Annotated in this window: 9 protein-coding genes and 1 pseudogene; 2 read left to right on the forward strand and 8 right to left on the reverse strand. The window is 62.3% G+C overall.

Going from position 1 to position 11,746, the window contains the following annotated elements:
- The first annotated feature begins 174 nt into the window (after positions 1–174).
- Complete coding sequence (locus tag DK261_RS17900) at positions 175–1,266, forward strand: calcium:proton antiporter (protein ID WP_016703807.1); 1,092 nt, start codon at positions 175–177, stop codon at positions 1,264–1,266.
- 103 nt (positions 1,267–1,369) lie between these two features.
- Here the strand turns inward: DK261_RS17900 and DK261_RS17905 are convergent, their stop codons facing one another.
- The 3 genes and pseudogenes from DK261_RS17905 to DK261_RS17915 form a co-directional block, all read right to left on the reverse strand.
- On the reverse strand, positions 1,370–2,728 hold the full coding sequence (locus DK261_RS17905; RefSeq protein WP_009046820.1) for an 8-oxoguanine deaminase: 1,359 nt from the start codon (positions 2,726–2,728) through the stop codon (positions 1,370–1,372).
- A 259-nt stretch (positions 2,729–2,987) separates the two neighbouring features.
- The gene (locus DK261_RS17910; protein WP_009046821.1) at positions 2,988–3,671 is read right to left on the reverse strand and encodes an SDR family oxidoreductase; all 684 of its coding nucleotides are present in this window, start codon (positions 3,669–3,671) and stop codon (positions 2,988–2,990) included.
- Positions 3,672–3,710: 39 nt separating this feature from the next.
- A pseudogene (locus DK261_RS17915) lies at positions 3,711–3,912 on the reverse strand (MerR family transcriptional regulator); the annotation flags it as partial.
- An 83-nt stretch (positions 3,913–3,995) separates the two neighbouring features.
- Here DK261_RS17915 and DK261_RS17920 point away from each other — a divergent pair.
- Positions 3,996–4,418, forward strand: coding sequence for a hypothetical protein (locus tag DK261_RS17920; RefSeq protein WP_110176087.1), 423 nt, complete (start codon positions 3,996–3,998; stop codon positions 4,416–4,418).
- A gap of 141 nt (positions 4,419–4,559) precedes the next feature.
- Here the strand turns inward: DK261_RS17920 and acpA are convergent, their stop codons facing one another.
- From acpA to DK261_RS17945, 5 genes are all read right to left on the reverse strand, one after another.
- Positions 4,560–6,239, reverse strand: coding sequence for an acid phosphatase (gene acpA / locus DK261_RS17925; protein WP_016703809.1), 1,680 nt, complete (start codon positions 6,237–6,239; stop codon positions 4,560–4,562).
- A gap of 227 nt (positions 6,240–6,466) precedes the next feature.
- Positions 6,467–8,947, reverse strand: coding sequence for a TonB-dependent siderophore receptor (locus DK261_RS17930; protein WP_016703810.1), 2,481 nt, complete (start codon positions 8,945–8,947; stop codon positions 6,467–6,469).
- 126 nt (positions 8,948–9,073) lie between these two features.
- Complete coding sequence (locus DK261_RS17935) at positions 9,074–9,967, reverse strand: methylthioadenosine phosphorylase (protein WP_009046826.1); 894 nt, start codon at positions 9,965–9,967, stop codon at positions 9,074–9,076.
- Positions 9,968–10,256: 289 nt separating this feature from the next.
- Complete coding sequence (locus tag DK261_RS17940; RefSeq protein ID WP_009046827.1) at positions 10,257–11,318, reverse strand: purine nucleoside permease; 1,062 nt, start codon at positions 11,316–11,318, stop codon at positions 10,257–10,259.
- 52 nt (positions 11,319–11,370) lie between these two features.
- A partial coding sequence (locus DK261_RS17945) for an energy transducer TonB (protein WP_146218538.1) occupies positions 11,371–11,746 on the reverse strand: 376 nt, incomplete at its 5' end.

Genomic DNA, 11,746 nt, shown 5'->3' on the forward strand with positions numbered 1-11,746 from the left:
CTGTAGGAGCGAGGCTTGCCCGCGATCAATCTCAAGGCCGCCCAAGAGCCAACCCGGTGCGCCATGCCCACTCCATGCCAACCCCTGGTGCACGAAGGTGTAACGAAACGTTAGTGACTCCATGCAGTCTTTAGCTCATCTCTACTGCTCGATTTATCCGGTCAAAGGACTGCAATGTTCACTTCACTCAAGCAAGAAAGTTTTCTGTTGCTGGCGCTGCTCGCGGCGCTGGTTGCCTATCCGTTGGAGCATGCGCTGCTCAACAGCGGCCAGGGCGTGGCGCTGATCTCCGGGCTGGTGCTGATCGGTTTCATCGTCGCCGCCTCGATGCGCGTCGCCCATCACGCCGAGCTGCTGGCGGAGAAGGTCGGCGACCCCTACGGCACCATGATCCTGACCCTCGCCGCGGTCCTGGTGGAGGTGGTGATCCTGGCGATCATGATGAGCAACGAGGCCTCGCCGACCCTGGTGCGCGACACCATCTATTCGGCGGTGATGCTCGACATCAATGGCATCCTCGGCCTGGCCGCGCTGATGGGTGGGATCAAGCATGGCGAGCAGGCCTACAACGACGACTCGGCGCGCTCCTACAGCGTGATGATCCTCACCGCCATGGGCGTGTCGATGGTGGTGCCGGAGTTCATTCCCGAGTCGAAATGGAAGCTCTACTCGGCCTTCACCATTGGCGCGATGGTGCTGTTGTACACCCTGTTCCTGCGCATGCAGGTCGGCGCCCACAGCTACTTCTTCAGCTACAGCTACCCGGAGAAACGCCGCAAGAAAGAACCGACGGAAGATCAGCCAGCACCTGTCAGCCTGGTGTTTTCCATCGCTACCCTGGTGTTCGGCGTGGTGCTGATCGGCGCGTTGGCGGAGGTGATGTCCAAGACCCTCGACCTGGGGCTGGAAGGCACAGGCGCGCCGCCGGTGATCACGGCGATCCTGGTGGCGGCGATTTCCGCGGCGCCGGAGATCCTTACGGCCCTGCGCGCGGCGTTAGCCAATCGCATGCAGTCGGTGGTCAATATTGCGTTGGGCGCGTCGTTGTCGACGGTGATCCTGACGGTGCCGGTGATGGAAGCCATGGCGCTCTACACCGGCCAGCCGTTCCAGATGGCGATGACCCCGGTGCAGACGGTGATGATTTTCATCACCCTGATCGTCAGCGCGATCAACCTCAACGACGGTGAGACCAATGCCATCGAAGGCATGACCCACTTCGTGCTGTTCGCGACCTTTATCATGTTGTCGTTACTGGGTCTTTGAAGAGCATCGCGAGCAAGCTCGCTCCTACATCCGGCGTGATTCATTCTGGAAATGATCGGAACCGGTTCCCTGTAGGAGCGAGCTTGCTCGCGATAACACCGGATCAGGCGCCGCCGATCAACTCCCGCGCCGCCTGCCGGTGATCGGCAATCAGGCCCCGCACATCCAACCCCTCGACCTGCCCATCGATCACCCGCCACTGGCCGCCGACCATCACCCGGTCCGCCCGATCCGCGCCGCACAGCAGCAACGCCGACAACGGATCATGGCTGCCGGAGAAGCGCAGCTCATCGAGCTTGAACAGCGCCAGGTCGGCCTGTTTGCCCACGGCCAGCTCGCCGATATCGCTGCGCCCCAGCAACCGTGCCGAACCCCGGGTGGCCCAGCCCAGCACCAACTCCGGGGTGATCTTCTCGGCGCCGTAACGCAGGCGCTGCAGGTACAGGGCCTGGCGGGTTTCGAGAATCATGTTGGAGGCGTCGTTCGAGGCTGAGCCATCCACGCCCAGGCCCACAGGCGCGCCGGCGTCGGTCAGTTCCAGGGTCGGGCAGATGCCCGAGGCCAGGCGCATGTTGGAACTCGGGCAGTGACAGATGCCGGTCCCGGCCGCGCCAAGGCGGGCGATTTCATCCGGGTTGAAATGGATGCCGTGGGCCAGCCAGGTCCGTGGGCCGAGCCAGCCGACGCTATCCAGATAGTCCACGGTGCGCAGGCCGAAACGTTGCAGGCAGAAGTCTTCCTCGTCGAGGGTTTCCGCCAGGTGGGTGTGCAGGCGCACGTCGAGTTTTTCCGCCAGCTCGGCACTGGCCGCCATGATCTCTGGGGTCACCGAGAACGGCGAGCAGGGCGCCAGGGCGATCTGGATCTGCGCGCCGGCGCCGCGTTGGTGGTACTCGGCGATCAGCCGCTGGCTGTCGGCGAGAATCACCTCGCCCTGTTGCACGGTCTGTTGCGGCGGCAGGCCGCCATCCGCTTCGCCGAGGCTCATGGAACCGCGGGTGAGCATGGCGCGCATGCCCAGTTCGCGCACGCTGGCCACCTGCACGTCGATGGCGTTTTCCAGGCCTTCGGGGAACAGGTAGTGGTGGTCGGCGGCGGTGGTGCAGCCGGACAGCAGCAGTTCGGCCAGCGCCACTTTACTGGCCAGGGCGAGTTTCTCCGGGGTCAGCCGGGCCCAGACCGGGTACAGGGTTTTCAGCCAGGGAAACAGCGGCTGGTTGACCACCGGCGCCCAGGCGCGGGTCAGGGTCTGATAGAAGTGGTGATGGGTGTTGATCAGCCCCGGCAGCAGCACGTGCTCGCGGGCATCGAAGACCTGTCCACAGGGCTGGGCAGGTTGCTGGCCGGCGCCGAGCACTTCGACGATCAGGCCGTCTTGCAGCACCAGGCCGCCACGGGCGTCGAGGGCATTGCCAGTGAAAATGGCGAGGGGATTTTTTAACCAGGTACGGGTCGCAGGCATGGTGGCCGGCTCCTCTGAAAGTGGGTTCAGGTTAGCCAGCTCAGTGTTGCCCTGTCTGCTGATCCAGGGTCGCCACGGGGGCGAGGTGCGCAGTTTACGGGGAGACCGCTGCGCGGTCTATCGCGGGCAAGCCTCGCTCCTACAGGCGGTCACTGTAGGCGCGAGGCTTGCCCGCGATAACGTCCTGTAGCCGCTACCGAAGGTTGCGCTCGACCACGAAGTGGGCGCTGCGATGTCGGCAGCGGCTACAGGTGCAGGCTTACCAAGGAATGGTCTCGCCCTTGTAGTTGACGAAATGGTGCCCGCCCTTGCCGGTATAGGCATTGATCTGCTCGATCAGGCCGCGGGTGCTGGTCTCGACGTCGATGTCGGCGCCTTCGCCGCCCATATCGGTCTTCACCCAACCCGGGTGCAGCGACAGCACGGTGAGCTTCTGCTCGAGCTGGGTCACGAAGCTGTTGGTCATGGAATTCAGCGCCGCCTTGCTGGCCTTGTACAGCGCCAGCTCCGGCGCGTCGGGCATGGTCACGCTGCCCAGCACCGAACTCATGAACGCCAGCACGCCGCTGTCCGGGCGGATCTGCGGGGCGAAACGCTGGGCCAGGTTGATCGGCGCCACGGCGTTGGTGAAGAACAGCTGGCCGACTTCCGCCAGGGTCGCCTTGCCCGGCGTCTGGTCGTCCGGCCCCTTGACCCCGGCGTTGACGAACAGCAGGTCGAACACTTCGCCTTTGAGCTTCTGGTTCAGGGCGATCACCGCCTGCTGGTCGTCCATGTCCAGCTGTTCGATGCGGACCGGACCCAGGGCCTTGAGCGCCTCGGCTTTTTGCGGATTGCGCACGGTGGCGGTGACCTGCCAGCCAGCGTCCAGCAGGCGTTGCACCAGGCCCAGGCCCAGGCCTCTGGAGGCGCCGATGATCAGTGCGGTTTTTGGCGTAGACATGCAGGGATTCCTTGATGAGTGAAGATCATGGATTTAAGGGGCAACGCCGCTGCCGATCGCGCCGAGGCTGAAGCCCAGGCGTTGCGCGGTCTTGATGTAGAGCACCAGCTGCACACATGTCGCTGGGGTAATCACGATAGCCGTTGGCGGTGCGTTGCGCCGCAATCAATCCGCGCTGCTCGTAGAAGCGCAGGGTATCGCGGCTGACGGCGCCGGCCTGGGCACGTTCACCGATGCGCATGCTGGAGTCTCGGAAGGGCTTGACCCTGGAGCATACTCCAGGCTTTAGCCTGCGTGCTCCTTGAATATCCGGAGCGATCCTTTATGTGGAGCACAGCGCAATACCGTCAATTGGTGCGGGCCAGCGGTTGGTACGACCTGATCGTCACCGCCGCCTTTGTCACCCCCTGGAGCTTTCTCGCCCTGCACGGGTTGATGCAGCAGTGGAGCCAGGCCCTCAACCTGCCCGGCGAACTGCCGCCGTTCGCGCCCATGCATCTGCTGATGGTCAACCTGATGGGCTCGATCGTCTGTGTCTGGTCGGTGCTGCGCATCCGCGATCCGCAGCTGGCCTTCGGACGCTACGACGCCGCCGGCCGGCTGCTGTTCTCCACCTGGCAGATCTACGCCCTGGCCCAGGGCGGCACGGCCTTGATCGGCGTGATCCTGTTTTTCGAACTGGCCTGGGCGGTGGCGCAGTTGTGGCCGGTTCGCGGGGAGCAGCGGGCGATTCCTGGCACGGCCTGAAGCATGGTCGGACGGCCGGATCCCACGGGGGCAGGAGCCGGCAGCTCGGCGAGGGCGTCGCAGCGAACGCAGGGGATGAGCAAGGCCGTCCATAACCCGATCCACTGGACGTCTGCCGCGATCAGTCCTTTCCGGCGCTGGCTAATCGAACTGCAACGCATTGGTCAGGTCGCCCATGGGGGACTGTTCCCGGGCGGCCATGGCCTCGTCACGCAGTTTCAGGCCATCGAGCTTTTCCAGGTCGAAGACCCGGGTCACTAGGCGCAGGATCGATGCGGTGTCATACACCGTGTGATCCACCGTCCCCTTGCGGGCGAAGGGCGATACCACCAGGGCCGGAATACGGCTGCCCGGGCCCCAGCGATCGCCCTTGGGCGGAGCCACGTGATCCCACCAGCCGCCGTTCTCGTCGACCGTGACAATCAGCACCATGTTGTTCCACTGCGGACTGTCCTGCAGGGTCTTGATCGCGCGGACCAGATGCCGGTCACCCGCGGCGACGTCTGTGTACCCGGCATGCATGTTGAGGTTGCCCTGGGGCTTGTAGAAGCTCACGCTCGGCAGCTTGCCGGCCAGGGCGTCGGCGAAGAACCGGTTCGTCGACGGGTCGTCGCCCAGGCCGCCATCGCGCAGGCGCCTGGCGCGTTCACCGGGGTGCTCCGGGCCTTGCTGCCGGAAGTAGTTGAAGGGCTGGTGGTGGTACTGGAAGTTGGGGATTTTCGGGATCGCGCCCGAGCCGCTGAACTCATCCAGGGTGGCCTGCCAGCCACCGGCGTACCAGGCCCAGTCGATGTTCCTTTTCGACAGCTTGTCGCCGATGTGCTCGTGGCTTTGCGGAACCAGCACGAAGGGCAGGTCCGGTCTGGAATAGTCCGGTCGTTGTGGGTCGCGTTGCCAGGTCGGCCAGTAGGGCGGCGCGAAGGTGTTGACCGCATAACCGTCCGGGGTGAGCGCGCAGGGGCCGAACTGGGCGGGGCCGTCCATGGCACTGGCGGGCGAGTCGGCCAGGGGCCTGAGCCGCGGGTCGCTGGGGTCGTCGCTGTGCAGGTTGGCGATCTTCACCTTGGCCACCGAGTTGCGGGCGTTCGGATAGTGCGGCACCGCCGCCGAGATCAGGTATTGGTGGTTCAGGTACGAACCGCCAAAGGCGCCCTGGAAGAAGTTGTCGCAGAGCACGAACTGCCGCGCGATATCCCACAGGCGAAGGGCATAGCGGCTTTGCCTGTAGTGCCCCATCGTCAGGCCGCCGGAGTCGGACCAGGCGGCGAACCGGTCATTCATGCCACCGTTGATCTGCATCTGGTTCTGGTAGAACTCGTGGGACAAATCGCGGGTCACCAGGCTCAGCGGGAGGTCCTCGGCATTCGGGCCTTTGAGGGCGAACGGCGCGTTCGGCAGGTCCTGCTGAAATGGCACGCCAGCGGGATAGGTCACGCCATCCGCGGTCTGCGGTCCCAGATGCAGGGTGCCGCCCCAGACCGGGGGCAGGATTTGCAGCAGGCTGCCGTCGCGGTCGCGCTGCTGGTAAGCGGCGGGCTTGAGGCCGGAAAGAGGCTGCTCGAGGCCGGGGAAATCGGCGAACAGGTTGTTGAAGCTGCGGTTCTCGGCATAGATCACCACCACCGTCTTGACGTGCTTGCGCAGTGACCTGTCCAGTTCGGCAGCGGACAGTGGGCGCTTGCCCGGTGTAGGGGGCGCATCGCTGTTGGGCGTGCAACCGTTGAGCGCGGCGCCGGCACCCAGTACCGCGGTACCGGCGAGAAAGTGGCGACGACTGGGATCGATCGGGGTGTCAGGGTTTTCAGGGTCGTTGTGGCTCATTACAGGTATTCCTCCGAAGTTGCAGGGCATCCTCATGGCTCGTTGAAACTCATGTCGCTAGCGCTGGGGGTGCGGCTGGCGCGCTTGTCATGAATGCAGCGCCGGCTATCGAGCGGACGCGCGGGGAGTGCGGCGCTGAGGTCTGCCATGAGCGAGTTGCCGAATGCTTGAAATCCATCAGCTATGAGGGAGGCCCCGGGCAGGGCCTCCCTGGTTAGCCAGCGAGGTCAGAATTTGTAAACGAAGCTGGCGGTGTAGGTACGCGGAGCGGAAGGGAACACCAGGGTCGAGTCGAACAGGTTGGCGGAAGTGAAGTACTTCTCGTTGAACAGGTTGTTGACGGTAAACAGCGCTTCCCAGGACTTCTCGGAATAGCCCACCGAGCCGTTCCATACGGTGTAGTCAGGCAGCTTGATCTGCTTCTGGTTGTCCGCCCATTGCTCGTCTACCCAGGTGAAGCCCAGGCTGGCGTTCACACGGCCACCCCAAGGGGTCGGCTGGGTGTAGTTGCCATACAGGCTGGTTACCCACTCCGGTACGCCGCCACGATCGTACTCGCCACCCAGTACCTGGCCGGTCGGGTCGAAGAAGCGGAAGCCATAGAGTTGCGACGGATCCAGGCCATAGGCTTGGGCGACAGCGGCGGTATTGAGCACGGTGAAAGGCTGCCCTTTCTCACGCACCTTCTGTTTGGTCGCCGAGGCCGTCATGGAGAAGTTCTGGTTGAGCATCCAGCGCAACTCACCTTCGTAACCCTTGCCGTTGACCAGCACAGTGCTGCCGTTTTGCGAGTCGCGGTAGGTCTTCTCCTGGTCGTAGTAGGCCAGCGCGGCGTAGACGTTGCCGTTCTCGCTGTTGTACTTGATGCCGTACTCGCGCAGTTTCGAGTCCTGCAGGTAGTTGCCGCTGGAGACGTCCGACGCTGTTACGCCGCCTGCCTGGTTGGACGACAGCGCGGTCGACTCGGCGTAGGTGAAGTAAGGGATGAACCCCCACGGCGTCTTGTACGAGAGGCTGGCACTGAACGAGTCAGTGGTGTTGTGGTTGGTGGCTTTGTCCGGACGCCCGTCGCCATTGGCATCGCGGACCAGATCGCCATTGGTGGCCTGGGCCTTCTCCTTGGCCTTGGCGTCGTAGTAGTCGAAGCGGTAGCCCAGCAGCAGGTTCCAGTTCTGCCAGTTCATGTCGGACAGCATGAACGCGCCGGTGTTTTTGGTGATGGATGCGCTCTGGGTGTTGAAGTTGCGTCGGTACATGCCGGGAGCGATCTCGACGTTGCCGGTATGACCGATGTCGAAGCTGTCGTCCGGTGTCGGCCCGACGTTCAGGTCGCGGCGGTCGAGGATTTCATCGAGGTAGGACTCACGGTCGATGGCGCTGTAGTAGCGATAGTTGACGCCGACGACGTTGGACGTGCTGACCTCCCCGATCTGCAGCGGGAAGCTCAGGCTGACTTTGTCTTCCCAGGTGTAGGCATCGTAGTCGGCGGTGAAGCCATAGCTGGTGTATTTGTTGTGGTCCAGGGAGTCGTAGAAGAACTGGTTCTTGAGCTCCATGTCATTGTCCAGCGACCAGATAAGGTCGAAGTACGCCGTGGCGGCCTTGCTTTCGCCCTTGTCCTTCTTGTCGGTGAACACCTTGTTGCGGTCGAGCTTGGTGGTCCCGGGGTTGCTCAGTGCCGCGTTCGGGTCTTTCGGGTCGAAGAAGCAGTTGCTGTAGTTCAGGCAGAAAACGTCCAGCTTGGAGTTGCCGCTGCCCGGTGGAAAACCGACGCCCGGGCTGATGTTGTTGCGTACATCGTCAGGGAACAGCACATCGCCCCTTGAGCTCATCTTGGACGGCGCGCCGGTGATGTAGGTGTCGTGGTCGATCAGGTCCTGGGTGACCCGGTTCCATCCGGGGTTCTGGATGCGCTTGGCCTTCAGGTACTGGCCGCCGAACTCGGTCCGCAGGTTGTCGGTGAGGTCCATGTCGAAGGCGATCTGGCCGATGGTCGACTTGGGTTCGACGTTGTCGAAGTAGCTTTTCGAGTCCTCCTGCTCGAAGAAACCATAGACACCGCCCTGGCGCCCCCCCAGCTCGAAGGGCGAGCCGCCTTCGGCGGTGGTGATGTACTGGTCATAGGAACCCACGGTCACACCGAATTGCCCGGTAGGTTTTTCGATGAACTTGGAGGTCGCCGACTTCGAGGATTTCGGGTTGAAGTTCATGTAGCCGCCGACCTTGCCGGCACCGTAGATGGGGGAAACCGGGCCACGCACGATATCGACCGAACTGGCGGCGCGGATCGGCGTTGCATAGTTGCCAGGGTTCTCTACCCGCTTGAACCCCCGGAAGTAGTTATCCGCGGCATCGCCACGCAGGCTCAGTGCCCCCGGCACCCCGAAGAAGGAGCTGGTGTAGGCTCCCGGGGCGAGGCGAACCAGGTCGTTGATGTCGCGCAAGCCGTAGTTTTCGATCAGGTCGGACGACACATCCGACACCGAGCGTGGGGTTTCGGCGATGGACTTGCCCAGGCCGAAAACGCTCTTCACCGGCTGGCTGGGCATGATGCCCATGGTGTCTTCGACACTCTCCTTGAGAATGTAGTCCTCAAGCTCGACCGTCTCTTTCTGATCTTCGGCCATGGCCTGTCCGCCGAGAATCTGCACAGCAGCCGCAACTGCCAGGGCCAGTTTTTGCGGGTGACGCCAGTTATATGTACCCATGGAACACTCCCCTACTACATTTGCTTTTATGTAAAAGTTGTTGAACAACAGGCGAGTGCGTACGGGCAGAAACACAAACTGTTCCTGCCGTACTTGCACAGCCTTCTAGAGCAAGTTGAAGTTCGCTTACTTCTTCTCTGAGGTCATTTCCGGATGAATACGCAAACTGTCGCCGACCCGCGGCTTATTGCCGATGGCGGCAATCTTCGGCAACGACTCCAGAACGATTTCCAGGCACACCGGATTAAGCCGTGGGTAAACTTCGCGAATGGTGTCCCATGTCCAGTTACCCAGGCCTTCGGCTGGATTGGAGATGGCGATCAGCGAGGCATAGTTGATCCCGGCCATGCGCGCATAGATCACTTCCGACCCCACGCTCATGGTCACCAGGTCGCCCCCCATCTTGGCCAGCATGCGCACTTCCGCAGCCGTTTCGAAACGCCCGCCGCGGGTTTGCATGATCACCCCGCTCTTGTGCAGGTTGATCCCGGCGACGGGAGCATCTCCACGATTCAGGCGTTTCTGCGTCTCATCGATCAGGATGTCGCGAAGAATGGGATCCATGGCTGGCGTGTAGCGCGGAACCGGATGGTCGCCCTTGCGGTAGATGGCATCCGGCAGCGCCAGTGGCCGGTCGATGTTGAAGTCGATGACATCATCGGCCACCACCAGATCGTGGAGCTTCATTGCCGGGTTGATACCACCGGCTGTTGCCCCACCAATCGCATCTTTAACCCGTAGCTGGTAAAGGGCCGCCCAGGTTTCGACGATCTTTCCGTCGCCATGCATATTGATGTAATAGAACGGAACGTTTTTATAGTTGCCGCAATAGATAGTTGGGGAAGTTCCGGCTGGAGTTTCAAGGGTGAAGGACTCCTTGAGTTTTCCGGACTTCAACATGGCATCGTTGATGAATGTACCGCCAATCACCGCAATATCGGCTTTGCACGGAACCGCGGGGGTAGCGGCCCAGGCCGTTACCGATAAGCATCCAAGTAATAAACCCAGGAGGATTTTCATGAAACACCTCTTCACTTAGTTGTAAGTCCTGCCGTTTCTCAGGCAAGGCGTGGCCGTCATGCGGGTTGGTTGAATGTCAGCCAACGGGCATTGGTGTTAAGCATCAGCGCCGGCAACGCGCTGGCTGTATGGTTATTGTCCGAACCGGTAAACAGCGGCTTCAGTCGCCAGGAAGTGTTTTCAAGCAACGAGTGCGGTTATCAACGACATCCGCTTGTCAGTGCTCGATCGCGCTTCTCCGGTCATGGCTCAGTTTGTTGTATGGCGTTCACCAGGCCGGGTCATGAGTTCAGTGTCCCGGCAGGGTCTGCGAATACAGCTCCCAGTTTCCCGTCAGCGCGTTGATCACTGTGCTGCCCACTCGATAGGCCGCCTCGAGCGAGGGCTGCATGCCGACGAAACCCGCCTGGTCATGAGCCATGCTTTGCGCGGCGCTCATGCCGGGTGGCTGCATGGTGTAGTTACTGGCGGTACGCAATACCAGCACGCGGTCCAGGTCCACCTTCGCCGCTTTGTTCAGGAAACTGAGGGACTGCAGGGTTCCGGTGTCCTCCATGGCGGAAGTCACGAATTGCCCTTTGCCGTCGGTCCAGTACTTGACCCAGTCACCGGCCCAGTCGTTGAGCCGCTTGCCGTGCCAGAACGTCGAGGAGGCGAGGTTGTCGCCTTTCATGACCCTGGCCGGCAGAACGGCTTGGGGGAAGCCCTTGAACTGTTGGCGAAACGCTGCCAGTTCCTTGTTTTCTACCAGTGGGACGTCCTTTGTCAGGTTGTAGGCCCAATCCACCAGTCGACCATTGAGCTTGTAGACTTCGCCGATGCTGTCCGAACGTGGCTGGGCATAAGGCGTTGCGCGAAAGAACGGGGTGTAGCCGGTTTTCCAGTCTTTGGGGATTTCCCGCGCATCGATCTCGTGCGCCAGGTCACCGTCCACCACATAGTTGGCCCATGCCGCCGAACCGATGGAGCCCTTGTGCGGATTGATGCCGGCAATGCCCGCGACCAGCCAGTACGCCTTGCTCAAGTCAAAGCGTGGATCCATGCCCAGGGCCATTACCGACGCCGCCGCACGGGCAGTGCCCATGCCGGTCACCGTTGCCAGGACGCCGGTTTCAGGGTTCAGGCATACGTCATGAAAACCCTGGGCGAGCGGCATGCACTGATTCAGGCCGGCGCGTTCACGCCAGAACTGAAACTCGCCAGGGTTGTCTCCCTGATCCTGGCCGACCTCGAACATGCTCAGAACTACAGCCTTGATCTGAATCGGCTGCTCGGCGGCCTGGGTTGCTCCGGCTGCGCCCAGGCAGCACAGCGCGGCAGCGAGTGCGCCACTGGTTGTACGTGTCGTCATCGTCTTGATTCCTTGGCAGAGGGCGTGCGCTCCGCGCGCACCCTCCACGGGCTTATTTCAGGTCGAACCTGACCGTCTGTTTAGCGCGCTGCTCAACTGCTGCGCCATTGACCATTCGCGGCTGGAACTTCCAGCGTTTCACCGCGCTGATCGCGGCCTCGTCGAACAGCTTGCGTGGTTTCGACTCGAGGACCTTGGCACTGGCAACCGTGCCGTCCGGGCGGATCGCAAGTTCCAGCACCACATAGCCCTCGATCTTGGCCTGTCGGGCATCACGCGGATAAACCGGTGCCTGCTGATCCAGGGCGACCGCGTCGGTGCTGCTCGACGGTGCGGGCGGTGGCGGCGGCGGTGGAGTAACCGGTGGTGGCGGTGTCGGCGCGGGTGGTGGCGGCACTGGCTGTTGCGGTTTGGGCTCCGGTTTGGGT

The organism is Pseudomonas sp. RW409 (assembly GCF_003184125.1).
In the GTDB taxonomy this organism is placed as follows: domain Bacteria; phylum Pseudomonadota; class Gammaproteobacteria; order Pseudomonadales; family Pseudomonadaceae; genus Aquipseudomonas; species Aquipseudomonas chlororaphis_I.

Bases quoted from the DNA above. Each gene is read 5' to 3' on its own strand.
- DK261_RS17900 (WP_016703807.1), top strand. From the start codon at position 175: ATGTTCACTTCACTCAAGCAAGAAAGTTTTCTGTTGCTGGCGCTGCTC.
- DK261_RS17905 (WP_009046820.1), bottom strand. From the start codon at position 2,728: ATGCCTGCGACCCGTACCTGGTTAAAAAATCCCCTCGCCATTTTCACT.
- DK261_RS17910 (WP_009046821.1), bottom strand. From the start codon at position 3,671: ATGTCTACGCCAAAAACCGCACTGATCATCGGCGCCTCCAGAGGCCTG.
- DK261_RS17920 (WP_110176087.1), top strand. From the start codon at position 3,996: ATGTGGAGCACAGCGCAATACCGTCAATTGGTGCGGGCCAGCGGTTGG.
- acpA (WP_016703809.1), bottom strand. From the start codon at position 6,239: ATGAGCCACAACGACCCTGAAAACCCTGACACCCCGATCGATCCCAGT.
- DK261_RS17930 (WP_016703810.1), bottom strand. From the start codon at position 8,947: ATGGGTACATATAACTGGCGTCACCCGCAAAAACTGGCCCTGGCAGTT.
- DK261_RS17935 (WP_009046826.1), bottom strand. From the start codon at position 9,967: ATGAAAATCCTCCTGGGTTTATTACTTGGATGCTTATCGGTAACGGCC.
- DK261_RS17940 (WP_009046827.1), bottom strand. From the start codon at position 11,318: ATGACGACACGTACAACCAGTGGCGCACTCGCTGCCGCGCTGTGCTGC.